Here is a 24,684-nt window from a genome sequence, read left to right as displayed (position 1 = left end):
CATGCCACTCTCCGAGTACGAGCAGCGCGTGTTGGAGCAGCTGGAGCAGCAGCTCCGCTCCGATGACCCCCGCCTCGTCGAGGTCATCTCGCGGCAGGGGCCGCGTCGACCGCTGACTGTGGCGATCGGTGTCCTCATCGTACTCCTCGGCCTCGGCGGACTCATCGGAGGCGTCGCCTCGGGGCACATCTGGCTCGGTTCGCTCGGCTTCGTTGCGATGTTCGGCGGAGTCCTCCTCGCGATGCGGCGCAGTGGCCCTCCGAGCGATCCGCGCGGTCACTCCGGCCGGGGCGGGAGCCCGCGCGGAAACAAGCCGCACGGAGGCAAGGCGCCCACGTCCAAGCGCCCACTCCTCGATCGCCTCGACGACCGGTGGGAGAAGCGCCGCCGCGACCGCTGAGCCGCCCTTCGCTACCCGCCGAGCGCGGCGGCGAGTTGGTCGGCCCACCGCCACGCCTGCTCGGGAGTGGCCCGCGATCCGGCCGGGCCGTAGCGGTGGTCGTTCATCGCGACCGCGAGCGAGCTCAGCGCGGCGATCGCCGCTGCGCCGTCGGCGGTCTCGAGCTCGCCGAGTCGATCGGCCCCCAGCGCGGCCACCTGGAGCGGGGTGAGCGCGTCCACGTCGTCCAGCCCGGACCGGCCGAGCATGCGCAGCGCATGGTCCCAGGCGGCTGAGATCGACGTGGCCCGCCGCTCGCGATCCCGGCGGCGGGTGAGCACGATCCCGGCGGCGGCCGCCGCCGCGACGATCGCTGCCGCGAGCGCGAGCGTCCACCCGCGCGTGGAGCCGCCGGTATCCTCCCCGGCGATCGCCGCGGCGGCCGTGGTCGAGGTCGCGGTGGTCGGGTCCTCGCTCGCGGGCTCGGTGGGCGCCGTGGTGCTCGGCGCCTCGGTGGGAGGCGCGTCGGCGGGGTCGGACGCCCAGGCCGGAGCCGTCGACGTGCGGTCGGAGGGGGTCGGCTCGAACCGGACCCAGCCGGCCTCCGGGAACCGCACCTGGGGCCAGGCGTGCGCGTCGTGGGCGCGCACGACCCCGCCCCCGCCCTCGTCGTCGCCGGGCAGGTAGCCCACGGCCATGCGGGCCTCGATCCCGAGGGTGCGCACCATGACGATCATCGCGGTGGCGAACTGCACGCAGTAGCCGCGGCCGTCGTTGAGGAAGTCCCAGACCGCGTCATTCGTGTGTTCGGGCCCCACCGAGGTCGTGTACTGGAACGAGGGATCGTTGCGCAGGTAGTTCTGGATCGCGAGCACCTGTTCGTACGGGCTCGCGGCGCCGGCGGTCACCTCGGCCGCGCGGGCGGCGATCTCGTCCTCGAAGCCCGTGGCGGGCACGTCGAGGTACGTCGGGTTCCGGTCGAGGGTCGAGGGGTCGAGGCCGCGCCAGTAGTCGAGGGAGTCCGGCCGCTCGACGAGCGTGAGCGTGAGGCTCTGCCCGCCCTCGTCCTGGGCCATGAGCTCGTCCCGCTCGGGCAGGTAGGCCTGCGGCGTCTGCGCCACGCGCGGCATCTCCGGCAGTGGAAGCCGGCCGTCGGGGACCCCCGGGAGCGTGAACGTCACCTCCTCGTTCGCGGCCGAAGGATCGGGAGCGGTCGGCCACAGCCGGGTCGTGAGCACGATGTGCTCCTCGGCCGTGGACCGGGCCCGCCACTGGCGCCCGGTGAAGTCGCTCAGGGTATGGGTGTGGAGCGCTCCGAGCTCGCCCGGGCTCACGCCGGTGTAGGTGAACACCGGGGAGTTCGGTCCGCGGATGAGATCGTCGCGCAGGTCGAGGCCCAGGTCGAGCCGCTGCCCCGACCCCGCCGCGGCGATGTCGGTGTACGTGCGCGGCACGTCCAGTGCGGCCACCCGGGGCACGACGGCGACGGCGAGCGCGAGCGCGACGGCGGCGCAGGCGAGCGTCGTGGCCGTGGCCGTGACCGAGCCGCGCGCCCGTTCCGGTCGTGCCTGCGCGGCGAGCACGAGCAGGAAGGCGCCGATCGTCACCGCGATCGCCGCGCCCGCGACCTGGCCGTTCCACAGCAGCGCGGGGGTCCACAGCGCGAGCAGCGGCAGGCCCGCGAGGGCGGGTGCCCGGCAGCCGACCGCGAAGGCCTCGGCCAGCAGGAAGGCGACGAGGGCCCCGGCGGCCACGACGAGCCCGAGGCCCGCCTCCGCCTCGACGGGGGCCGCCTGGGAGGAGATCGCCTCGAGCCCCGCCCGCACGCGAGCCGCCACCGCCGTGAGCGCCGTGGGGGAGGGGAGCACGAGCCAGCGCTCCTGCGGGTTCTCCATCACGATGACGGCGAGCGAGCCGGTCGCCGCCGCGAGGAGGCTCGGCACGCCGAAGGGCCGGATCCGCGGCCGGGCAAGCGCGAGCGTCAGTCCCGCGACCGCGAGGCCCGCGACCGTGATCGACCACCACGCCGCGGGATCGATGAGAGGGCGCAGCACGGTGGTCGGGGCGAGCACGGCGGCCACGAGCGCCGCCCACGTGACCACGTCGGCCGCCGCGGGCGCACGGGAGTCGGCCCGGGCACTCATACGATCCGCACCCCCCAGCCGGCCCGCTCGAACCGCGCGACCCAGGTCCCGGGCCGGGGCAGGTGGGCCAGGCCCGGGTGGCTCGCCCAGTCGAGCAGCGCGCCGATGGTCGCGGGGTCCTCCTCGCCCAGGACCACGAGCGCCGTGCCCACGAGCGTGCCCCGCGGCGGCTCCACGGGGCCTGGTGGTGGGCCCGGAAGCAGCGCGAGGTCGGTCAGCGCGTCCGCCAGGACCGGCACCGGCCGGCCGGTGAGCCGGCCCGAGGGATCGGGAGTCCACAGGGTCACCGCCCAGCCCTCCCCGTGGACCGAGGCGAGCAGGGAGGCGGCGACGTCGACCAGCCGGTCGAGGCCCTCCGCATCCGCGGCCCGGCCGGGAACGAGGACCACGTGGAAGAGCTCGGCCTCGGACGGGTCCTCCTGGCGAACGAGCAGCGTGGAGTGCCGGGCGGTCGCCTTCCAGTGCACGCGCTCGAGCGGATCGCCGGGCCGGTATTCGCGCAGCGTCGCGTCGTCCACGTCGCCGACCGGATGCCCGGCGGGCCGTGTGGCCACACTCAGCTCGCCCCAGGGCGTGTCCACCTCGATCGCATCGGTCCGGGGCCACACGACCTCGAGGGTGCTCGGCCGGGTCACCCGGCGCCACCGGGTCAGGGCGAACGGGTCGGATCCGGTGAGCAGCACCGGGCCGAGCCGCAGCCGTCCGCGCCGGCGGGCCTCGATCGTCGCCGAGACGGAGCCGCCGGTGCGGCGGGCACCCTCGGGGATCCGATCGCTCAGCTGCGACCACGGGGGAATCGGGCCCTGGACGGACAGGTCCATCGCGGCGGGCCTGCCGACCTGCAATCGAGCGGGCCGCAGCACCCGGACGACGCGGACGCGCCGATCCAGCGGGGCCCGCACGAGGCCGTACCCGAGGCCGGTGAGCACGAGGCACACGAGCGCCACCCCGAACCACATGAGCTCGGGGCGCCGGGTCGTCGCCCCCGCCCCGCCCAGGGCGAGCCCGACGAGGAGCAGGCCGACCCCGCGCGCCGTCGGCAGCGGCGGCCGGGGACGGGTCGACTGTCGAGGCACGCTCAGGGCACCGGCAGCTGTGCGCGCAGCTCGGCGAGCACCTGGGCGGGCGTTCGGCCCGCCGATCGGGCCTCCCGGGTGAGCGCGAGCCGGTGCCCGAGCACGGGCACGAGGATGTCCTGGATGTCGTCGGGGAGCACGAAGTCCCGCCCGGCCAGCGCGGCCCAGGCCCGCGCGAGCGCGACGAGGTGCAGCCCGGCCCGCGGGGAGGCTCCCAGGGCGACGTCGGCGTGATCCCGGGTCGCCCGCACGAGGGCGAGCACATAGCGGTGCACCGCCTCGGCGACGTAGACCCCGCTCACCTGGTCGATCGCCGCGGCCGCGGCTCCCGGGTCGAGGGCGCTCGCAGCCGTGCCATTGCTGCCATTGCTGCCATTGCCGCCATTTCCGGTATTGCTGCCATTGCCGCCATGGGGGGCATCGGCGGCGTGCTCGGCATCCGGCCGGCCGGTGAGCACGCGCAACTCGTGCTCGGCGTCCGGGTAGCCGATCGAGGTCTGGGCCATGAAGCGGTCCCGCTGGGCCTCGGGCAAGGGATAGGTGCCGGCCATCTCCACCGGGTTCTGCGTCGCGATGACCATGAACGGCTCGGGCAGGGCGTGCGTCGTGCCGTCCACCGTGACCTGACGCTCCTGCATCGCCTCGAGTAGCGCCGACTGGGTCTTCGGCGAGGCCCGGTTGATCTCGTCGCCGATGACCACCGTCGCGAACAGTGGCCCGGGGCGGAACTCGAACTCGTTCAACTGCTGCCGGTAGATCGTGATTCCGGTGAGGTCGGAGGGCAGCAGGTCCGGGGTGAACTGGATCCGCCCGACCGTGCCGCCCACGGCCCGGGCCAGTGCCTTGGCCAGGGTCGTCTTGCCCACGCCGGGCACGTCCTCGAGCAACAGGTGCCCCCGGGCGAGGAAGACCGCGCTCGCGAGCCGGACCACCTCGGGGCGACCGTGCAGGGACCGAGCCAGCGAGCGCTCGAGGCCCGTGAGGTCGAGGGTGAGTGTGGCCGATGTCATAACGAGAGCCTAATCCAGCGCCCGGCGGGGCGGGACCGGGCGGGGCACCCGGACGTGTGGGATCGCGGATCCCTCCACCGGCAGGATCCCGAGGATTCCGCCGATCGGAGTCGATGATTCGGGCCCGTATCCGTTGACGAGGGAGGGAAGTGGAGTAATGTGGGGCCTGTTGGTGTAGCCGGGATGAAGATCGGGGGTGACATGTTCCTCGGAACGTACGAGCCGAAGCTCGACGACAAGGGTCGGTTGATCCTGCCCGCGAAGTACCGCGAGGCCATGGCCCCGGGCGTGATCGTCACCCGCGGGCAGGAGCGCTGCCTCTACGCCTTCCCCCGCCAGCGCTTCGAACAGGTGCTCGCCGAACTCGAGGACTCCCCGCTCACCTCCAAGCAGAACCGCGCCTACACCCGCGTGTTCCTCTCGGGCGCCTCGGACGAGATCCCCGACAAGCAGGGCCGGGTCACGATCCCGGCCGTGTTGCGCAAGTACGCGGGCCTGAGCCGCGATCTCGCGGTGATCGGCTCCGGCACCAAGATCGAGATCTGGGACGCCGCGGCCTGGCAGACCTACCTCGAGGAACAGGAAGACCTCTACACCGAGCTGACCGAGGAGGTGGTGCGCGGCCTCTGATTCGGATCGCCACAGGGCGAGGTCTCTCACCGCGGTTCTGACGCACTTCCCCGGCGGCAGAACCAGTCGGGGGGAGTCCTGGCCAGGTGGCTCCGACAGCCGCCCTCCCGGTCCGCTCCACCCCGCTCCACCGATCCCTCCACATCGCTCCACCCGTTCCCCTCGCCCCGATCCGAAAGCAGCCCATGGACCACCCACGCAGCGGCGGCCCCGCAGCCGGCCACTCGCCGGGAGAGCGGCACGTGCCGGTGCTCGCGCAGCGCTGCGTCGACCTGCTCGCGCCCGCGCTCGGTGCCCGCGGGGCGACGGTCGTCGATGCCACGCTCGGCATGGGGGGCCACAGCGACCTGCTGCTCGAGACGTTCCCCAGCCTGCGGGTCCTCGGCATCGACCGCGACCCGCAGGCGCTCGACCTGGCGAGCGAGCGGCTCGCGCGCCATCGCGACCGGTTCACGCCGGTTCACGCCGTCTACGACGAGGTGAGCGACGTCGTCGCCACGCACGTGCCCGGCCCGGGCGGAGGGACCGTCCAGGGAATCCTGTTCGACCTGGGCGTCTCCTCCCTCCAACTCGACGAGCCGGACCGCGGGTTCGCCTACTCCCGGGACGCGCCGCTGGACATGCGGATGGATCAGACGAGGGGGACGACGGCCGCCGACCTGATCGCGAGCGCGCCCGAGGCCGAGCTGCGCCGGATCCTGTCCTGGTACGGCGAGGAGAAGTTCGCAGGTCGGATCGCCGCCGCGATCGTCCGCACCCGCGATCTCGACCCGATCACCCACTCGGCGGCCCTCGTCGACCTCGTCCGCGGGGCCATTCCGGCGGCGGCCCGGCGCACCGGCGGGAATCCCGCCAAACGTACCTTCCAGGCGCTGCGGATCGCCGTGAACGCCGAACTCGACGTGCTCGAACGCGCGATCCCCGCGGCGATCGACTCGATCGGCGTCGGCGGCCGCATCGTGGTGCTCTCCTACCAGTCGCTCGAGGACCGGCTCGTCAAGCGCGCCTTCACCGCCGGGGCCACCTCGACCGCGCCCCCGGACCTGCCCGTGGAACTGCCCGACCACGCGCCGTTCCTGCGGCTGCTCACGCGCGGGGCCGAGCGTGCCGACGCCGAGGAGATCGAGCGCAACCCGCGGGCCGCCTCGGTCCGACTCCGCGCCGTCGAGCGGATCCGTCCCCTGCCGAAGGAGGTCTCATGACCGCCGCCCGCGCCGTTCGCGCCCCGGCCACCCGGCCGTCCGCCCCGGCCACCCGCCGCCCGAAGCTGCGGCTCGTCCACGCCCCCGCCGCGGCGCGCTCCCGCGTGCCGTTCTTCCTCCTGTGCATCACGATCCTCGGAGGAGCGATGCTCGTGGCCCTCATGCTCAACACGTCCATGGCGGCGACCGCCTACGACATCCACTCCACCGAGGTGGAGCTCGCGCGGCTCTCGCAGACCAACCAGGAACTCGCGACCGAGGTCGACGAGCTCTCGGCGCCCGCCCGGCTGGCCCGGCGCGCCACGGAGCTCGGCATGGTCCGCAGCGCCGAGGTGAGCTTCATCCGCCTGGCCGACGGGAGCGTCGTGGGCCCGAAGGTGGAGGGCGGCGGTGAGTAGCCCGATGACGGCGGTCGGCGACCCGGCCAAGCGCCAGAAGTGGATCATGGCGATCGTGCTCGTGCTCGTCATCGTCTTCGCCGCCCGGCTCGTGTACGTGCAGGCGATCGCGGGCCCGGCGCTCGCGCAGGAGGGGCGCAACCTGCGGGTGAGCAGGCCCGAGCCGATCCCCGCCGCCCGGGGCCAGATCCTCGACGCGAACGGCGTCGTGCTCGCGACCACGGTCGAGACCTTCGACATCCGCGCCGACCTCTCCCAGCTGCCCGACTACGTGCTCACCGACGACGAGGGCGAGACGATCGGCCGCGGCGCCCTCGCCGCCGCCGACCAGCTCATCTCCGTGCTCGGCAGCCCCGCCGGGGTCGAGGACGCCGCCTACCGCGCCGAGCTCGGCGCCGACCTCGTGGGAACGAACGGCTGGTACCTCATCGCCGCCGGCGTCACGCGCGAGCTCTGGGATCAGGTCCGTGAGCTCGGGATCCCCGGCCTGTACGCCGAGCACTCGCAGCGCCGGGAATACCCCAATCAGACCGTGGCCGGCTCGATGCTCGGCTTCGTCGACGGCAGCGGCGAGGGCGCGGCGGGCCTCGAGTACCGGCTGCAGTCCGAGCTCTCCGGGACCGACGGCTCCCAGGTGCTCGAACGCGGCGTCGGTGGCCAGACCATCCCCACCGGCATCCAGGAGGTCACCCCGGCCGTGCCGGGCTGCGACGTCACCTTGACGATCGACTCGGATCTGCAGTGGCACAGCCAGCAGGTGCTCGACGAGACGGTCGAGACCTACGGCGCCGAATGGGGGGCGGCCGTCGTCATCGAGGCCGACACCGGCCGCGTGCTCGCGCTCGCCGACTCGGGCTCGGGCAACCCGAACAAGCCCGGCAAGGGGCCGGACTCGGCGTGGCGGCTCAACTCCGTCCAGGGCTTCTACGACCCGGGCTCGACCGGGAAGGTGCTCACCGTGCTCTCCGCCCTCGAGGAGGGCGAGGTCGAGCCGGAGACCGCGATCAACGACCCGTATCAGCTCACGACCCCGAACGGGCAGACCTTCACCGATCACAGCCCGCACCCCGACCAGGTCCTCACCGTCGCCGGCGTGCTCGCCCAGTCCGCCAACACCGGCACGATCAACATCGGCTCGCGCATGAGCGACGAGACCCGGTACGAGTACATGCGCCTCATGGGCTGGGGCGAGCCCACCGGGATCGAGCTGCCGAACGAGACCGCCGGACTCGTTCCCGAGCCGGACACCTGGGACGGCCGCCAGCGGTACACCACCATGTTCGGGCAGGGTCTCAACGTCAGCCTGCTGCAGAACACCGGGGTCTTCGCCACCGTCGCGAACGACGGGGTGGCCATCGCCCCGCGCCTCATCGACTCGATGAACTGCGACGGGCGGACCACGGTGCCGGAGCGGCCCGATCCCGTGCGGGTCGTCTCGGCCGAGCACAGCCGGGAGATGATCCGGATGCTCGAATCGGTGGTCAACGCCGATCACGGCACGGGAAAGCGCGCCGGCCTGCAGAACTACCGGGTCGCGGGCAAGACCGGCACCGCGCAGATCCGGGACCGGGCCGGCGGCCTGACCGACACGGCCGCCTCCTTCGTGGGCATCACCCCCGCCGAGGATCCCGAGCTCATCATCGGCGTGGTCGTCTACCGGCCCACGAGCGGCTTCTACGGCGGCACGATCGCCGCGCCCGTGTTCCACGACATCGCCAACTACGCGCTTCCGAGCCGGGGGATCGAGCCCTCGACCACGGACCCGAAGCCGTACCGGCTCGTCGTGGACGACGGATCGTGACGGGTTGTGACGGGCCGTGACGAAGCCGACGTTCCCGGGGCGCCGTCCCCCCGCGGACCCGGGACGGCGGTAGATTGCGGGCAGGACCGGCTCCGGCCGGAGCGAAGACCAGACCAGGGAGGAGGCGTGGGCATCCGCCCCGCACCTACGAGACACGATGATCGCGCTGACACCGTCCCTAGCCGCCGAGCTCCTCGGCGCCACCCTTGAACCCGGGACCCCACCGACCGCAGCGGCGGAGTTGACCGACGCGGTCGTCGACTCCCGCAAGGTGAGGCCCGGATCCCTCTTCGTGGCGCTCCCGGGCGACCACGTCGACGGCCACGACTACGTGGCCACGGCCCACGCCGCCGGCGCCGCCGCCGCCCTCGTGAGCAGACTCGTGCCCGGCGGGGGACCCCAGATCCTCGTGAGCGACCCCGCCGCCGCCCTCGGCACCCTGGCCCGCCACCACCTGGCCGGGCTGCGGGAGCGGGCGGCCGCGGCCGGGCGCCCCTTCGACGTCGTGGCCGTGACCGGTTCGGTGGGCAAGACGACCACGAAGGATCTGCTCGCCGCGCTGCTCGGCGAGCTCGGCGAGGTCGTCGCCCCCGTCGCCTCCTTCAACAACGAGATCGGCCTGCCGCTCACGGTGCTGAGCGCCGGGGAGCAGACCCGCACCCTCGTGCTCGAGATGGGCGCCGACGCCCCCGGCAACCTCACCTACCTCACCTCGATCGCGCCGCCCGACCTGGCGATCGTGCTCAAGGTCGGCCGCGCGCACCTGCAGGGCTTCGGCTCGATCGAGGGGGTCGCCCGCGCCAAGGCCGAGCTGGTCGAGGGGCTGCGCCCCGGCGGGGTCGCGCTGCTCAACCTCGACGACCCGCGGGTGGCCGCGATGGCCGGCCTGACCGAGCACGTGCGCACCTTCGGGGAGAGCCCGGAGGCCGACTTCCGCGCCACCCACGTGCGCACCGACGACGACGGCCGCGCGTCCTTCACCCTGACCGGACGCGCCGGCGGTGCGGCGGGCGCAACGAGCCCGACCGAGGTGAGTCTGGCCCTCGTGGGGGAGCATCACGTCGTGAACGGCCTCGCCGCCGCCGCCGCGGCCCTCCTGCTCGGGCTGAGCGCGGACGCCGTCGCCGCCCGACTGGCGCGCACGGGCCCGGCCAGCGCCCACCGCATGCACCTGATCGACACCGCCGGCGGCATCCGGATCGTCGACGACGCCTACAACGCCAACCCCGAATCGGTCCGGGCCGCGCTCAAGGCCCTCGCGGCCATGAGCGTGCGGGCCGGTGCGGGCCGGGAGCGGCGCCGCACTATCGCCGTGCTCGGGGAGATGCGCGAGCTCGGCCCGGACAGCATCGGCGAACACGATGCGATCGGCCGGCTGGCCGTGCGGCTGAACATCGACAAGCTCCTCGTGGTCGGCGAGGGCGCCCACCCGATCCACACCGGCGCCGTCCAGGAGGGCTCCTGGGGGGCCGAGGCCGCCCATGTCGACACGATCGAGGAGGCCCTGACCGTGCTGCTGACCGAGCTGCGCCCCGGCGACATCGTGTTGCTCAAGTCCTCCAACGGCGCCGGGCTGGCCCGGCTCGCCGACCGGCTCGTCGCCGACCTCGCCGAGGTGAGTGCCCCGTGATCGCCGTCCTCGTCGCGGGCGGCGTGAGCCTGCTCGTCTCACTCTTCGGCACCTCGCCGTTCATCCGCTTCCTCACGCGCCGCAACTACGGCCAGTTCATCCGTCAGGACGGCCCCACCGCCCACTTCACCAAGCGCGGCACCCCGACGATGGGCGGGGTGGTCATCATCGGCGCGACCCTCGCCGGGTTCGCGCTGGCGTTCGTGTTCGCGGGCCGGCTACCGTCGATCTCGGGGCTGCTGCTGCTCTTCCTCATGGTCGGGCTCGGGGTCATCGGCTTCCTCGACGACTTCATCAAGATCAGCCGGCAGCGTTCCCTCGGCCTCAGTCCGGTCTGGAAGATCGTCGGCCAGGGCGCCGTGGGCGTCGTCTTCTCCGTGCTCGTGCTGCAGTTCCCCAACGAGCGCTTCCGCACGCCCGCCTCGACCCAGATCTCCTTCACCCGGGACCTCGGCTGGGACCTGGCCTACTGGGGCGTGGGGCTCGGCGTCGTGCTCTTCGTGCTGTGGTCGAACTTCCTCATCACCGCCTGGTCGAACGCGGTGAACCTGACCGACGGGCTCGACGGGCTCGCCACGGGCGTGAGCATGCTCGTCTTCGGGGCCTACGTCGTGGTCACGCTGTGGCAGTCGAACCAGAACTGCCAGAACCTCTCGCAGGTGGGCGGGGGGTGCTACGAGGTCCGCGATCCCCAGGATCTGGCCATCGCCTCGGCCGCCATCGTCGGCGCCTGCGTCGGCTTCCTGTGGTGGAACGCCTCGCCCGCGCGGATCTTCATGGGCGACACCGGCTCCCTCGCCCTCGGCGGCGCCCTCGCCGGGCTCTCGATCCTCACCCGCACCGAGCTGCTCACCGCGATCATCGGGGGCCTGTTCGTGCTCATCGTGCTCTCCGACGTCATCCAGATCGGCTTCTTCAAGGCCACCGGCAGGCGCGTGTTCAAGATGGCCCCGCTGCACCACCACTTCGAGCTCAAGGGCTGGGCGGAGGTGACGATCGTCATCCGCTTCTGGATCATCGCCGCCCTGTTCGTCGCGGTCGGCGTCGCGATCTTCTACGGGGAGTGGATCGCGCGGTGACCTCGCTCGAGCCGAACCGGCGGTTCGCGGCGCCGCTCGCGGAACCGTCCGCGCGGCGCGGCCCGGAGGCGTTCGCGGGCGCCCACGTGCTCGTCGCCGGCTGGGGCGCCACCGGCCGGTCCGCCACCGCGGCGCTCACCGAGCTCGGCGCGCGCGTGAGCGTGCTCGAGGGAGGGTCGCCCGCGGAGCTGTCCGGCCTGCCCGCGGCGGTCGAGGTGATTACGGACGACGACCCGCACCGTCTCGCCGACCGCGCCCGATCCGCGGTCGCCGCGGGCGCGAGCCTGCTCGTCGCCTCCCCGGGGTGGGCGCCGAGCCATCCCGTGATCCGCGCGGTGGGCGGCCGACGTGGCACGGGTGACGAGAGCGGACAGAGCAGGCAGGGCGGAGAGGGCGGACGGAGCCGACAGAGCCGACAGAGCGGAGGGTCGATACCGATCTGGAGCGAGGTCGAGCTCGCCTGGCACCTGAGCGACCCGGCCACGCACTGGCTCACCCTGACCGGAACGAACGGCAAGACCACGACCGTGGGGATGCTCGCCGCGATCCTGGCCGCGGCGGGGCGCAACGCCCCCGCCGTCGGCAACGTCGGCGTGCCGATCGCCACGACCGTGCTCGGCTCCCGCGGCTCCGGCCGGCCACTCGACGCCCTCGCGGTGGAACTGTCGAGCTTCCAGCTCCACTTCACCTCCTCCGTCTCCGCCGTGGCCAGCGCCGTGATCAACCTCGCCGACGACCACCTCGACTGGCACGGCTCGGCCGAGGCGTATGCCGCGGACAAGGGCCGCATCCACACCCACACCCGGCGCGCGTGCATCTACAACGACGCGAGCCCGATCACCCGGGAGCTCGTCGAGCGGGCCGACGTGATCGAGGGCGCCCGGGGGATCGGGTTCACCCTCGCCGCCCCCGCCGTGGGCCAGGTCGGCCTCGTCGAGACCGCGCTCGTGGACCGGGCCTTCATCCACGGGCGGCACTCTCACGGTCAGGTGCTCGCGGACCTGAGCGACCTGGCCCGGCTCGCCGGACCGACCGGACTCGCCCCGCACCTGGTCGCCGACGCCCTCGCCGCGGCGGCGCTCGCCCGCGCCGACGACGCGCCCCCCGAGGCCGTCACCGGCGGACTGCGGGCCTACGACCCGGGCCGCCACCGCCTCGAGGACGTCGCCACCGTGGCCGGCGTGCACTACGTTGACGACTCGAAGGCCACGAACGCCCACGCCGCCGCGGCGGCCCTCGCCGGGCACCCGGCCTCCTCCATCGTGTGGATCGCCGGCGGGCTCGCCAAGGGCGCCCGGTTCGACGAGCTCGTGTCCGCGCACGGCCACCGGCTGCGGGCCGCCGTGCTCATCGGCGTCGACGAGGAGCCGTTCACCGACGCGCTCACGCGACACGCGCCGCAGGTCCCGCGCGTACGCGTCGACCCGGGCGACGATGATGTGATGCGATCCGCGATCCGAGCCGCCGCCGCGCTCGCCCACCCGGGCGACACGGTCCTGCTCGCCCCCGCGGGAGCCTCGATGGACCAGTTCGCGAGCTATGCGGGCCGGGGCGAGGCCTTCGTCCGGGCGGTGCACGACCTCGAGGCGCAGGCATGAGCGTGATCGAGCGGCCCGGCCGTGCCGCCCGGGGCCGAGCGCCCGCGCGCGCGGCGAGCGACGCCGTCCCCAAGCGATCGAGCCGGCGGATCGCGGCCTGGGACGCGCCGACCGCCACCTACTATCTCGTGGTCGGCACGACCGCGGCGCTGCTGGCGATCGGGCTGGTCATGGTGCTGTCGGCCTCGACCGTCTACTCGCTCAAGGCCACCGGCGGGCGCACCCCGTTCGAGGGCTTCCTCTCGCAGGCGAAGTTCGCGCTGCTCGCGCTGCCGCTCATGATCGTCGTCTCCCGGCTCAAGGTCTCGTGGCTGCGGTTCCTCAGCTGGCCGATCCTGCTCCTCACCGCCGCGATGCAGCTGCTGCTGTTCGTGCCGGCGTTCCGGCTGAGCAAGGGCGGGAACGCGGCGTGGGTCTCGATCGCCGGGCAGAACTTCCAGCCGAGCGAGTTCGCCAAGTTCGGGCTCGCCGTGTGGCTCGGGGCCGTGCTCGCCGCGAAGGGGCCGCTGCTCAAGGACTGGAAGCACGTGCTGCTACCCGGCGGCGTCATGTCGGCCTACATGATCGGCATGGTGTTCTACACCCGGGATCTGGGCACCGCGCTCATCTTCGGACTCCTCATCGCCGGCGCCTTCTGGGTGGCCGGGGTGCCGCGGATCATGTTCTACGGGGTGGGCATGGTCGCGGTCGGGGTGGTCGCCGCGTTCGTCGTCTCCTCCGGCAACCGGATGCACCGCATCACGGAGTTCCTCGGCCGGGGGGAGTCGGATCCGCTCGGCACGAGCATGCAGTCGATCCGCGCGCTGCAGGGGTTCGGCACGGGCGGCCTGTTCGGGGTGGGTCTCGGAGCGTCCCGGTCGAAATGGCTCTACCTGCCCGAGGCCGACAACGACTTCATCTTCGCGATCATCGGGGAGGAGCTCGGGCTGCTCGGCGCGCTCGTGGTGCTCGGGCTGTACCTGCTGCTCGCGATCGGGATGATGCGCATCATCAAGCGCCACCCGGACCCGTTCGCCAAGATCGCCACCGCCGCGATCGCCGCCTGGGTGATCGGCCAGGCGCTCATCAACATCGCCAGTGCGATCGGCATGGCCCCGGTCATCGGGGTGCCGTTGCCGCTCATCTCCTCGGGAGGATCCTCGTTGGTCACCACCATGGCCGCGCTCGCGTTCGTCATCGCGTTCGCGCGCACCGAACCCGGCTGCCGGGAGGTGCTGCAGGCGCGTTCGGCGGGCCTGCGGTCCTCGCTCGCCGTGCTCGCCCCGAGGCGCGGGCGTGGCTGAGCGCCGGGTCGTGCTCGCCGGGGGAGGCTCCGCGGGCCACGTCAACCCCCTCCTGGCCACCGCCGCGGGCCTGCGAGCGGCGGGCATCGAGGTGACCGTCCTGGGAACCGCGGAGGGCCTCGAGGCGGACCTCGTGCCCGCGGCCGGATTCGACCTCGTGCCGATCCCGAAGGTGCCGCTGCCACGCCGACCCTCGCCGGCCCTGTTCACCTTCCCCGCCCGGTGGCGCGCCGCGGTCGCCGCGGCCCGCGCGGCCATCGAGGACAGCCCCCCGGCGGGGGCGGTCGTCGGCTTCGGCGGCTACGTCTCCACCCCCGCCTATCTGGCCGCCCGCAGCGCGGGCGTGCCCGTGGTCATCCACGAGCAGAACGCCCGGCCCGGCCTCGCGAACCGGCTCGGCGCCCGGTTCGCGCACACGATCGCCCTCACGTTTCCCGGCACGCCGCTGCGATCCCGCCGCCACACCGTGACCGTGGGCCTGCCGCTGCGGCCACAGATCTCCGAGCTCATCGAGGCCCGGCGGCGCGACGCCCGGGCCGCCCGGGTCGCCGGCGCCGCCGCGCTCGGGCTCGACCCGGACCGGCCGATCGTGCTCGTCACGGGCGGCTCACTCGGGGCGCAACGCCTGAACGAGACCATGCCCGCCGCGGCCCCCGCCCTGCTCGGCACCGGGGCGCAGGTCTACCACCTGACCGGGCGCGGCAAGTCCGCCGGACCGACTGGATCTGTTGGATCTGCCGGGCCTACTGGGTTCACTGGATCTACTGGATCTGACGGGTCTGATGGGAACGGCGGACCAGGCCCGGACTATCACGTGGCCGAGTACCTCGTGGACATGGCCCAGGCGCTCGCCTGCGCGGACCTGGTCGTCTGCCGCGCCGGCGCCGGCACGGTCGCCGAGCTCACGGCCCTCGGCCTCCCCGCGATCTACGTGCCGCTGCCCGTGGGCAACGGCGAGCAGCGCCTCAACGCGGCCGATGTCGTGACCGCCGGCGGGGGAGTGCTCGTTCCCGATTCCGAGTTCACCCCGGCCTGGGTGGAGTCGGTCGTCGTGCCGCTGCTCGAGGATTCCGCGGCGCTCGCGGAGATGGCCGACCGCGCGGCCTCCGCGGGCGTGCAGGACGGCGCCGAGCGGCTCACCGCGACGATCCTCGCCATCCTCGCCGGCTCCGAGGACGGGGCAGACGGCGGGGCCGGTGACGGCTCCGAGGACGGCTCCGGCGACGGGGCCGACGGTGCTGCCGGCGAGGCGACCCCGGGGGCGTCGTCATGAGGATCCACTTCATCGCCATCGGCGGGGCCGGGATGAGCGTCGTGGCCGAGCTGCTGCTCGCCGCCGGACACGACGTCCAGGGCTCCGACCAGCGCGAGTCGACCGCGCTCGACCGGCTCCGCGGCCTCGGCGCCCGGGTCTGGGTGGGCCACGACGCCGACCACGTCGCCGGGGCCGACCTCGTGGTGATCTCCACGGCGATCCGCGAGAACAACGTCGAGCTCGTCGCGGCCCGGGCGGGCGGCATCGAGGTGATCCACCGCTCCGAGGCGCTCGCGATGGCCGCCGCGGACGCCGACTTCGTGGCCGTCGCCGGGGCGCACGGGAAGACCTCGACCTCGGGCATGCTGGCCGTCGCGCTCCGGGAGGCCGGGCTCGATCCCGGCTTCGCCGTGGGTGCGATCGTCGTCGGCGTCGGCTCCGGGGCCCACGCGGGCACGGGCCCGTTCGTGGCCGAGGCCGACGAGTCGGACGGCTCGTTCCTCAACTACCGCCCCCGGATCGGGATCGTCACGAACATCGAACCTGACCACCTCGATCACTACGGCAGCGTCCGCGCGGTCTACACCGCCTTCGAGGAGTTCGCAGGCCGGATCGTTCCCGGCGGGCTGCTCATCGCCTGCGCCGACGACATCGGCTCGGCGGCGCTCGCGGCCCTCGCGGCCGCCCGGGGGATCCGCGCCTGCACGTACGGCACCTCGCCGGGGGCCGACGTGCGCCTCGAGCACGTGCACTCCGGGGCCGGGAGCGCGAGCGCGGTGCTCACCACCGACGACCTGTCGCTGCGGCTCGACCTGGCCGTGCCCGGGGAGCACAACGTGCTCAACGCCGCCGCGGCCTGGTGCGCCGGGGTGGAGCTCGGGGTGTCGCCGGTGGCGATGGCGGACGCGCTGGCCACCTTCGGCGGCACGTCCCGCCGGTTCGAGACCAAGGGCGAGGTCGGTGGCATCCGCGTGATCGACGACTACGCCCACCACCCCACGGAGGTCACCGCGCTTCTGCGCACGGCCCGGCAGGTCGCCGGGCCGGGCCGGGTGCTCGCCGTGTTCCAGCCGCACCTGTTCTCCCGCACGGCCGCGTTCGCCGCGGAGTTCGCCGGCGCGCTCGCGCTCGCCGACGAGGCGTTCGTGCTGCCGATCTACCCCGCCCGGGAGGAGCCGCAGCCGGGCGTGACCTCCGCGCTCATCACCGATGCCGCGCCCGCCCTGCGGCCCGCGGCCTCGTTCGACGACGCCGTCGACGCGATCCGGCGCGACGCCCGGCCGGGCGACCTCGTGCTCACGATCGGCGCCGGCGACGTGACGGCCCTCGGCCCCCGGCTCGTGGCGTCCCTGCGCGCGCCGGGACGGCGACGATGACTGAGCCGCCGCCGTCCTTCGCGCCGGCGAACCCGCGGCCACGACCGACCCTGCCGACGCCCCCGTCGCCGCCGGCCGATCGGCAGGTCGAGCCGGGGCCCGGCGTCGACGAGGGCCGGGCCGGCACCGCGAGCCCCCTCAGTCCCGGGAGCCCGATCAGCCCGACCAGCGCGCCGGAGCCGACCGATGGAATCGCGGAGTCGGACGCCCGCCCGGCCACGACCCCGCCGCGGATCCGGCCGGCCCGGCTGAACCGCCGCACGCCGCCCGTCGAGCTTCCCGGGCCGCCCGCGCGGCCTGCACCGACGGTGAGCACGGGGCTGGCCGACCGGCTCGCCGAACGCAGCGCCGCGCTCCGGGCCCGGCGCATGCGCCTGGTCGGCATCGGCGCGGGTGCCCTGCTCGTGCTCGGATTCCTCGGCTGGGTGGTCGGCTTCTCGCCCTGGCTGGCCCTCGAGGAGTCGGAGATCGCCATCACCGGTGGCTCCGCGCAGGCCTCGACCGAGGAGATCGCGGCCTTCGTCACGCCCGCGGTCGGCACGCCGATCGCCCGCCTCGACACCGCCGGGATGGTCGCCGGGATCGAGTCGATCATCGGCGTCAAGGAGGCGACGATCACCCGCTCATGGCCGCACGGCCTCGAGGTCGACGTCGTCGCGCGCAAGCCCGAGGCCGCGGTCGAGCACGAGGGGGCCTACGTCGTCGTGGACGCCGACGGGGTGGAGCTCAATCACCTCGAGGAGGCGCCCGAGGGGCTGCCCGTGGTCGAGGTGCCGATCGGTGACCTTACCGGTCCGACCGTCGAGGCCGCGCTCACGGTCATGGCCTCGCTGGCCGACGACGTCGAGGTGGCCGCCGTGAGCGCAACCGGTCCCGAGTCGATCCGGCTCGAGCTCGCGGACGGCGCAAGGGTCGAGTGGGGCAGCGCCGAGGAGAGCGACCTCAAGGCCGCCGTGCTCGAGACCCTGCTCCAGGTGGAGGCGTCGGTCTACAACGTCGCCGAGCCGCTCTCACCCACGACCTCCTGATCGGCCCGGTGCGGCCCGGCGCGGACCCGTGACCACGCCGGTGTGGGGGATCAACTCCGCCCGGTGGTGACCCGCCCGCGAAACACGCCCGCGAATGTCGTTGCCCCCGACGGCCCGCACACCTACGGTCATCGGTGCAGGAAAATGACATAACTTTAAGCCTCTACCTGAGGTTGAAGGTTGCGATCGGCGACGAGAGGGAACGACGTGGCGGCACCGCAGAACTACCTGGCGGTCATCAAAGTCGTGGGCATCGGCGGTGGCGGTGTCAATGCCGTCAACCGGATGATCGAGGTCGGGTTGAAGGGCGTGGAGTTCATCGCCGTCAACACCGATGCGCAGGCGCTCTTGATGTCCGATGCCGACGTCAAGCTCGACGTCGGCCGCGAGCTCACCCGCGGCCTCGGTGCCGGGGCCGACCCGGAGGTGGGCAAGAAGGCCGCCGAGGACCACTCCGAGGACATCGAGGAGGTGCTGCGCGGGGCCGACATGGTGTTCGTCACCGCCGGTGAGGGCGGCGGCACGGGCACCGGGGGAGCCCCGGTCGTGGCGAAGATCGCCCGCTCGCTCGGAGCCCTGACGATCGGCGTGGTCACCCGCCCGTTCACGTTCGAGGGGCGCCGCCGCGGCGTCCAGGCCGACTCCGGCATCGAGGCGCTGCGCGCCGAGGTCGACACGCTCATCGTCATCCCGAACGACCGCCTGCTCTCGATCTCCGACCGCAACGTCTCGGTGCTCGATGCGTTCAAGTCGGCCGACCAGGTGCTCCTCTCCGGTGTTCAGGGCATCACCGACCTCATCACCACCCCGGGCCTGATCAACCTCGACTTCGCCGACGTCAAGTCCGTCATGCAGGGCGCCGGCAGCGCGCTCATGGGCATCGGTTCCGCCCGCGGGGAGGACCGCGCCGTCCAGGCCTCCGAGTTGGCGATCTCCTCGCCGCTGCTCGAGGCGAGCATCGACGGCGCCCACGGCGTGCTGCTCTCCATCCAGGGCGGCTCCGACCTCGGCCTGTTCGAGATCCACGAGGCCGCTCGCCTCGTGCAGGAGGCGGCCCACCCGGAGGCGAACATCATCTTCGGTGCCGTGATCGACGACGCCCTCGGCGACGAGGTCCGCGTGACCGTCATCGCCGCCGGCTTCGATTCCGGCAGCCCCACGCCGCGCAAGCAGGTGCCCGCCGCGCGTCCGGCCGCGCAGCCGGCGGTTCCCGCCGTGCCCAGCCGGGTGCCTGAGGACGACGCAGCGCCCCTTCCGTCGGTCGCCTCGCCCGCGCGGCCCGCGCCGGAGCCCCAGCGGCCCGCGGAGCCGGCGCCCCGGCGCGCGGACCAGTGGAACGGGTCCGGCGCCTCGCCCGCCGTCACCTCGGCCCCCGAGGTGAGCATGGAGGTGCCACGCGTCTTCGCCGACGAGCCCCGACGCCGCTCGAGCGACGACGACCTGGACGTGCCCGACTTCCTCAAGTGAGCGACGTCGCGCGCTTCCCTCCGACACGCCGACCCGGCTGCCCGCTCCGTCGGGCCCGCTGGTCTAGCGTCTGGAACACGATCAGCCACCACTCAAGGGAGCAACCATGGCCGGAGCGCTGCGCAAGACCATGCTGTACCTCGGCCTCTCGGAGGCCCAGCAGGAAGAGCAGGACCGCCAGGAGGTGATGGAGACGGATTACATCGACGAGGCGAACTACGAGGACGACTACCGTCACGTGGAGCAGGCCGAGATCACGCCGCTGCCCACGGCCCGCTCGAGCCTGCGGCGGATCACCACGGTGCACCCGCGCACGTACAACGACGCGAAGGTCATCGGTGAGGCGTTCCGGTCCGGCACGCCGGTCATCATGAACCTGACCGAGATGAGCGACGCGGATGCCAAGCGGCTCGTGGACTTCTCGGCCGGGCTCGTGTTCGGACTGCGCGGCGCGATCGAGCGCGTGACCAACAAGGTGTTCCTGCTCTCACCCGCCACGGTCGAGATCGCCTCCGAGGAGTCCCAGCCCGAAGGCCAGCAGGCCCGCTTCTTCAACCAGAGCTGAGTGTGCAGATCCTCCTGAGCGTCGCCTACCTGGTGGTGCTGCTGTTCATGATCACGCTGTTCGTCCGGCTCGTCTTCGACTGGATCCAGGTGTTCGCCCGGGATTGGAAGCCCTCCGGCGTGGTGCTGATCATCGCGGAGGGCGTCTACACGGTGACCGACCCGCCGATCAAGGGGCTGCGCCGACTCATCCCCCCGCTGCGGATCGGCTCGATCGCGCTCGACCTGGCCTTCCTCATCGTCCTCATCGGCTGCTCGATCCTCCTGAACATCCTGGCCGGGATGGCACGGTGACGATGCGCCACCGGATCGGGAGAGACCGCGCCGCGCCATCGGCTAGATTTGTCTCCTGAACCTGCACGACCGACTCACGCTCTCAGACTCGAACGAAAATCCGAGGTGACGACCATGTCCCTGCTCACCGCAGACGACGTCCTCAACAAGAAGTTTCAGCCGACCAAGTTCCGCGAGGGCTACGACCAGGACGAGGTCGATGACTTTCTCGACGAGGTAGTCAACACCCTGCGCGCGGTCTACGCCGAGAACGAGGAGCTCAAGGCCCGCCTCGCCGCCGGTGGCGCGGAGGCGCCGGCCGAGTCGGCCGCCCAGCCGTCGTGGCAGTCCCCGGTCCAGTCCGCCTCGGCCGGAGAGCCGGCGGGCTCGACCCCGTCGCCGGAGGAGTCCTCTCCGCCGGAGCAGCCGGAGGCGATCGTCTCCTCGGCGCCCGTGTCGGCGGCGTCGGTGGCATCGGCCCCGGCCCCCGTGTCGGCGCCCGCGGAGGCCGCGAACGAGCCCGAGTCGGCGACCGGCATGCTGCAGCTCGCCCAGCGCCTCCACGACGAGTACGTCTCCAACGGCAAGACCGAGGCCGACCGCCTCATCAACGAGGCGCGCACCGAGAGCGAGCGGATGGTCGGCGAGGCCGAGGAGGTCCGTAACCGCACGATGAGCCAGCTCGAGACCGAGCGCAACGTGCTCGAGCACAAGATCGACGAGCTCCGCGGCTTCGAGCGCGACTACCGCGCCCGCCTCAAGAGCTACCTCGAGGGCCTGCTGAGCGACGTCGAGGGGCGCGGCCCGGGCACCTCCTCGCTCGGTCAGACCAGCCAGACGGGCCAGAACGACCTGCGTCGCTACTGACGCCGCACCGATCATTCTCGGATCGAATCGAACCGGACGGCGGATCCCCTGTGGGTCCGCCGTTCGGCTGCCATGAAGGGCACCCATGACCTCCCGCACCCCCGCCGAACCCACGCCTGAGCGCGAGGAGCCCGGGAGCTCTCCCGCGGTCGATCTCGGCGGGCAGGCCCCCGACGTCGAGGCGGCCAGGCCGAAGTGGTCGCGGCTCGAGGGAACGGACGCGGGGTCCGGCGATGCTGATGAGCCTGGTCGGCCCGACGAGCCCGATGAGCCCGGAGTGCCGGCCGGGCAGACCGGGCAGACCGGGCAGACCGGGGCCGATGGACGACGCCGGGTGCCGTTGCTCTTCGTCGTCGGGCTCGCGCTCGTGTACTTCATCGCCGACCAGGCGAGCAAGTTCTGGGCGATGTCGGCGCTGGAGCCCGGCAGCTACCGGCCCGTGATCGGCGATCTGCTCGGCTTCCAGCTCGTCTTCAACTCCGGCGCGGCCTTCTCCCTCGCCGAGGGGATGACCTGGGTGTTCACGATCGCCGCGGCGGGCGTCTCGGTGGTCATCGTGCGCGTGGCCCGCAATCTGCGCTCGCGCGCCTGGGCGCTCGTGCTGGCCGGCCTCCTCGGCGGCACCCTCGGGAACCTGTTCGATCGGCTCTTCCGTGAGCCGGGCTTCGGCCGCGGGTACGTCGTCGACTTCATCAACTACAACGGCTTCTTCGTGGGCAACGTCGCCGACATCTTCATCGTGGCCGCCGCGATCGGCATGGGTGTGCTCACGTTCATGGGGATCGGCTTCGACGGCCGGCGCGACGGTCACGTCGACACAGCCGACACGACCGACACAGCGGACACGACGGACACAGCCGACACAGCAGAGCCCGCCGACAGCGCCGAGGCAGCCACCCCGGTCGAGTCCGCGCGCGTGGCAGAATCCGCCGAGACGGCCGACCCGTCAGCCACCGCCGATACTGCTGAGTCGGTCGGCTCCGCCCCGGCCGAGGGGCCGGACGATTCCCGTGCCTGAGATCCGCTCCCTCCCGGTGCCCGAGGGGCTCGTGGGGGATCGAGTCGACGCCGCCCTGTCCCGGCTCCTGGGGATCAGCCGCACCCGTGCCGCCGAGCTCGCCGAGGCCGGTGGGGTCGCCCTCGACGGCGTCCCGGCCGGGAAGTCCGACCGGCTCGCGCCCGGCGCGTGGATCACAGTGGAGCTCCCCGACGTCCAAGCGCCCCCGCCACCCGAGCCGGTGCCCGGCCTCCTCATCCGCTACGACGACCCGGACCTCGTCGTCATCGACAAGCCCGTCGGGGTCGCGGCGCATCCGAGCCCCGGGTGGTCCGGGCCCACCGTTCCCGGGGCCCTCGCCGCGGCGGGTTACCAGATCTCCACCTCCGGGGCCGCGGAACGTCAGGGCATCGTTCACCGGCTCGACGCGGGCACGTCGGGCCTGATGATGGTCGCCAAGACCGACCTCGCCTATTCGGTGCTCAAGCGCGCGTTCAAGGAACGCACCGTGACCAAGACCTATCACGCTCTCGTGCAGGGGCTGCCGGACCCGTCGATCGGCACGATCGACGCCCCGATCGGGCGCCACCCCAAGGCCGACTACAAGTTCGCGGTCACGACCGACGGGCGGCCGTCGGTCACCCACTACGAGGTGATCGAGGCCGTGCGGGGCGCGAGCCTGCTCGAGATCGGCCTCGAGACCGGGCGCACCCATCAGATCCGTGTGCACACCTCGGCGATCGGTCACCCCTGCGTGGGCGACCTGACCTACGGCGCCGATCCGTCCCTGGCCCGTCGGCTCGGCCTCACCCGGCAGTGGCTGCACGCGATGGCCCTGGGGTTCCACCATCCCCGCAGCGGGGAGTGGACGATCGTGCGCAGCGAGTACCCCGAGGATCTCGCCGCCGCGCTCGCGGCCCTGCGCGATCACCCCTGAGCCTGCGCCCGTCCTTCCGGCCAGTCGGCCTTCCGGCCAGTCGGCCTTCCGGCCTGCCGCGGAATCGGTGGTGCAGGCCGGCTGCGCGGTGGGCGCGCGCGGCGGGCGTAAACTGTTCCGCGTGACTCCACTCTCCTATGTCATCGCGGGATCCGAGGCCACCGGCGGAGCCGGTATCCAGGCGGACCTCAAGGCGTTTCAGGCGCTCGGCACGTATGGGATGGGCACGCTCACGTGCATCGTCTCGTTCGACCCGGCGAACGACTGGGGGCACCGTTTCGTTCCGCTCGACCCGCAGGTCATCGCCGACCAGATCGAGGCGGCCACGGCCTGCCACGATCTCGACGTCGTCAAGATCGGCATGCTCGGCACGCCGGCGACGATCGACGTCGTCGCCGACTCGCTCGGGCGCCGGCAGTGGCGGCACGTCGTGCTCGACCCGGTGCTCATCTGCAAGGGCCAGGAGCCGGGTGCCGCGCTCGACACGGACAACGCCCTCAAGGCCCGCATGCTCCCGCTCGCGACCGTGGTCACCCCGAACGTGTTCGAGGCTCGCACCCTCGCCGGGATGGAGTCGATCTCCACGGTGGCGGAGCTCGCCGAGGCGGCCCGCCGCATCCACGCCCTCGGCCCGGCCTACGTCGTGGCCAAGGGCGGCGTCGAACTGCCCGGAGCCGACGCCGTCGACGTCTTCTACGACGGCCGACGGACGATCGCGTTCTCCGCGCCGAAGGTCGGCGACGAGCGCGTGAGCGGAGCCGGCTGCACGTTCGCCGCCGCGATCACGGCCGAGCTCGCCAAGGGGGCGGACGTGCTGGACGCGGTGCGCACGGCCAAGGGCCTCGTGACCCGCGGCATCCACGACCGCCTCGCCTGCCACACGCCGTTCGACGTCCTGCGCCTCGTTCCCGGCTCGGAGCCCGTCGCGGTGACCGAACTGACCCTGGACTGACCGTGGCGCCGGCCGCAGCGGGCGAGTGGCCGATCCGGATCGTGCGGGCTCGCACCCCCGACCGGCTCCGGCAGTGCCATGCGGTGCGGGCCGAGGTGTTCATCGCCGAACAGGGCGTGAGCGCCGCCGACGAACTCGACGGCCGCGACGAACTTCCCGGCACCGTCCACGTGCTCGCGCTCGCCGGCGCGGGCACGCCGGTGGGAACGGCGCGGCTGCTCGCCGATGGCCGCGGCACCGGGCCCGCCGAGCAGGACGCCCCGCCGGGGGAACGGGGCGAGGGGCTACCGGTCGTGCACATCGGCCGGGTCGCCGTGGTCTCCGGGCTGCGGGGGAGGCGGCTGGGCAGGCGCCTCATGAGCGCACTCGAGGAGATCGCCCTGGCCGAATACGGGCGTGTCACCGGCGGCGAGCGGGCGGTGCGGGTGGAGTTGTCCGCCCAGGAGAGCGCCCTCGGTTTCTACGAGCGTCTCGGCTATCGCCTCGCGCACGAACGGTATCTCGACGCGGACATGTGGCACCGCGATGCCTGGAGGGTCTGTCGGGGCGATTCCTGAGACGACCGCCGGGCCGCGCTCCTTTCGAGGTCGAGATCGGGTCGAACCGGGTGACATCGGTCGAATTCGGGCAATAGTCGGCCACGAATCGAATGTTCGGCCAGGGTCGGCCGATGTTCATTCGTAGGTCGCGATCGAACGATGATGATGGCACTTAAGGCATGGTTTGATAGCTACTTTA

At 72.9% G+C, this 24,684-nt stretch carries 23 protein-coding genes; 20 read left to right on the top strand and 3 right to left on the bottom strand.

Going from position 1 to position 24,684, the window contains the following annotated elements; all coding sequences use genetic code 11:
• The first annotated feature begins 1 nt into the window (after position 1).
• A complete protein-coding gene (locus tag GCG21_RS05855) occupies positions 2 to 400 on the top strand; it encodes a DUF3040 domain-containing protein (RefSeq protein WP_194164959.1) in 399 nt (132 codons plus the stop codon).
• Between the two features lie 11 nt (positions 401 to 411).
• Here GCG21_RS05855 and GCG21_RS05850 read toward each other — a convergent pair whose 3' ends face one another.
• Genes GCG21_RS05850 through GCG21_RS05840 form a run of 3 tightly spaced genes read right to left on the bottom strand, consistent with a single transcriptional unit; the run spans position 412 to position 4,609 of the window.
• The gene (locus tag GCG21_RS05850) at positions 412 to 2,523 is read right to left on the bottom strand and encodes a transglutaminase domain-containing protein (RefSeq protein ID WP_152818334.1); all 2,112 of its coding nucleotides are present in this window, start codon (positions 2,521 to 2,523) and stop codon (positions 412 to 414) included.
• On the bottom strand, positions 2,520 to 3,599 hold the full coding sequence (locus GCG21_RS05845) for a DUF58 domain-containing protein (protein WP_152818333.1): 1,080 nt from the start codon (positions 3,597 to 3,599) through the stop codon (positions 2,520 to 2,522). Before GCG21_RS05845 ends, GCG21_RS05850 begins: the two co-directional genes overlap by 4 nt.
• 2 nt (positions 3,600 to 3,601) lie before the next feature.
• A complete protein-coding gene (locus GCG21_RS05840) occupies positions 3,602 to 4,609 on the bottom strand; it encodes a MoxR family ATPase (RefSeq protein ID WP_152818332.1) in 1,008 nt (335 codons plus the stop codon).
• Between the two features lie 201 nt (positions 4,610 to 4,810).
• Between GCG21_RS05840 and mraZ the strand changes: the two genes are divergently transcribed.
• From mraZ to GCG21_RS05745, 19 genes are all read left to right on the top strand, one after another.
• Complete coding sequence (gene mraZ, locus GCG21_RS05835; protein ID WP_152818455.1) at positions 4,811 to 5,239, top strand: division/cell wall cluster transcriptional repressor MraZ; 429 nt, start codon at positions 4,811 to 4,813, stop codon at positions 5,237 to 5,239.
• A gap of 185 nt (positions 5,240 to 5,424) precedes the next feature.
• Complete coding sequence (gene rsmH, locus GCG21_RS05830) at positions 5,425 to 6,441, top strand: 16S rRNA (cytosine(1402)-N(4))-methyltransferase RsmH (RefSeq protein WP_152818331.1); 1,017 nt, start codon at positions 5,425 to 5,427, stop codon at positions 6,439 to 6,441.
• Positions 6,438 to 6,839 (top strand): septum formation initiator family protein, encoded by a 402-nt coding sequence (locus GCG21_RS05825; protein ID WP_152818330.1) that lies wholly within the window; start codon positions 6,438 to 6,440, stop codon positions 6,837 to 6,839. Before rsmH ends, GCG21_RS05825 begins: the two co-directional genes overlap by 4 nt.
• A complete protein-coding gene (locus GCG21_RS05820; RefSeq protein WP_152818329.1) occupies positions 6,832 to 8,640 on the top strand; it encodes a penicillin-binding protein 2 in 1,809 nt (602 codons plus the stop codon). Before GCG21_RS05825 ends, GCG21_RS05820 begins: the two co-directional genes overlap by 8 nt.
• A 157-nt stretch (positions 8,641 to 8,797) precedes the next feature.
• Positions 8,798 to 10,270, top strand: coding sequence for a UDP-N-acetylmuramoyl-tripeptide--D-alanyl-D-alanine ligase (gene murF, locus GCG21_RS16645; RefSeq protein WP_152818328.1), 1,473 nt, complete (start codon positions 8,798 to 8,800; stop codon positions 10,268 to 10,270).
• Positions 10,267 to 11,349: a phospho-N-acetylmuramoyl-pentapeptide-transferase gene (gene mraY / locus GCG21_RS05810; RefSeq protein WP_370517325.1), complete on the top strand. Its 1,083-nt coding sequence runs from the start codon at positions 10,267 to 10,269 to the stop codon at positions 11,347 to 11,349. The genes murF and mraY overlap by 4 nt, the downstream gene beginning before the upstream one ends.
• The gene (gene murD / locus GCG21_RS05805) at positions 11,346 to 12,947 is read left to right on the top strand and encodes a UDP-N-acetylmuramoyl-L-alanine--D-glutamate ligase (RefSeq protein WP_370517324.1); all 1,602 of its coding nucleotides are present in this window, start codon (positions 11,346 to 11,348) and stop codon (positions 12,945 to 12,947) included. Before mraY ends, murD begins: the two co-directional genes overlap by 4 nt.
• Positions 12,944 to 14,230 (top strand): putative peptidoglycan glycosyltransferase FtsW, encoded by a 1,287-nt coding sequence (locus tag GCG21_RS05800; protein ID WP_152818326.1) that lies wholly within the window; start codon positions 12,944 to 12,946, stop codon positions 14,228 to 14,230. Before murD ends, GCG21_RS05800 begins: the two co-directional genes overlap by 4 nt.
• Positions 14,223 to 15,503: a glycosyltransferase gene (locus GCG21_RS05795; RefSeq protein WP_370517323.1), complete on the top strand. Its 1,281-nt coding sequence runs from the start codon at positions 14,223 to 14,225 to the stop codon at positions 15,501 to 15,503. The genes GCG21_RS05800 and GCG21_RS05795 overlap by 8 nt, the downstream gene beginning before the upstream one ends.
• Positions 15,500 to 16,861 carry a UDP-N-acetylmuramate--L-alanine ligase gene (murC, locus tag GCG21_RS05790; protein ID WP_152818325.1) on the top strand — a complete coding sequence of 454 codons (1,362 nt, stop codon included), beginning with the start codon at positions 15,500 to 15,502 and terminating at the stop codon, positions 16,859 to 16,861. Before GCG21_RS05795 ends, murC begins: the two co-directional genes overlap by 4 nt.
• Positions 16,858 to 17,889, top strand: a complete 1,032-nt coding sequence (locus GCG21_RS05785; protein WP_152818324.1) for a cell division protein FtsQ/DivIB — start codon at positions 16,858 to 16,860, stop codon at positions 17,887 to 17,889. Before murC ends, GCG21_RS05785 begins: the two co-directional genes overlap by 4 nt.
• A 207-nt stretch (positions 17,890 to 18,096) precedes the next feature.
• Positions 18,097 to 19,356: a cell division protein FtsZ gene (gene ftsZ, locus GCG21_RS05780; RefSeq protein ID WP_370517322.1), complete on the top strand. Its 1,260-nt coding sequence runs from the start codon at positions 18,097 to 18,099 to the stop codon at positions 19,354 to 19,356.
• A 106-nt stretch (positions 19,357 to 19,462) separates the two neighbouring features.
• Entirely contained in the window at positions 19,463 to 19,921 is a 459-nt protein-coding gene (locus tag GCG21_RS05775) for a cell division protein SepF (RefSeq protein ID WP_152818322.1), read from the top strand.
• Positions 19,922 to 19,923: 2 nt separating this feature from the next.
• On the top strand, positions 19,924 to 20,214 hold the full coding sequence (locus GCG21_RS05770) for a YggT family protein (RefSeq protein WP_370517321.1): 291 nt from the start codon (positions 19,924 to 19,926) through the stop codon (positions 20,212 to 20,214).
• Positions 20,215 to 20,328: 114 nt separating this feature from the next.
• Positions 20,329 to 21,060 (top strand): DivIVA domain-containing protein, encoded by a 732-nt coding sequence (locus GCG21_RS05765; protein WP_152818321.1) that lies wholly within the window; start codon positions 20,329 to 20,331, stop codon positions 21,058 to 21,060.
• Positions 21,061 to 21,145: 85 nt separating this feature from the next.
• Positions 21,146 to 22,078 carry a signal peptidase II gene (locus GCG21_RS05760; RefSeq protein ID WP_152818320.1) on the top strand — a complete coding sequence of 311 codons (933 nt, stop codon included), beginning with the start codon at positions 21,146 to 21,148 and terminating at the stop codon, positions 22,076 to 22,078.
• Positions 22,071 to 22,994 carry an RluA family pseudouridine synthase gene (locus tag GCG21_RS05755; RefSeq protein ID WP_370517320.1) on the top strand — a complete coding sequence of 308 codons (924 nt, stop codon included), beginning with the start codon at positions 22,071 to 22,073 and terminating at the stop codon, positions 22,992 to 22,994. Before GCG21_RS05760 ends, GCG21_RS05755 begins: the two co-directional genes overlap by 8 nt.
• Positions 22,995 to 23,115: 121 nt before the next feature.
• Entirely contained in the window at positions 23,116 to 23,946 is an 831-nt protein-coding gene (thiD, locus tag GCG21_RS05750; protein WP_370517319.1) for a bifunctional hydroxymethylpyrimidine kinase/phosphomethylpyrimidine kinase, read from the top strand.
• Between the two features lie 2 nt (positions 23,947 to 23,948).
• Complete coding sequence (locus GCG21_RS05745; protein WP_370517318.1) at positions 23,949 to 24,503, top strand: GNAT family N-acetyltransferase; 555 nt, start codon at positions 23,949 to 23,951, stop codon at positions 24,501 to 24,503.
• Positions 24,504 to 24,684: the final 181 nt, after the last annotated feature.

Origin of the sequence: Pseudactinotalea sp. HY160 (genome assembly GCF_009372055.1) — a bacterium.
Lineage (GTDB): Bacteria > Actinomycetota > Actinomycetes > Actinomycetales > Beutenbergiaceae > HY158.
This window is presented reverse-complemented; position numbering and strand designations above follow the sequence as displayed.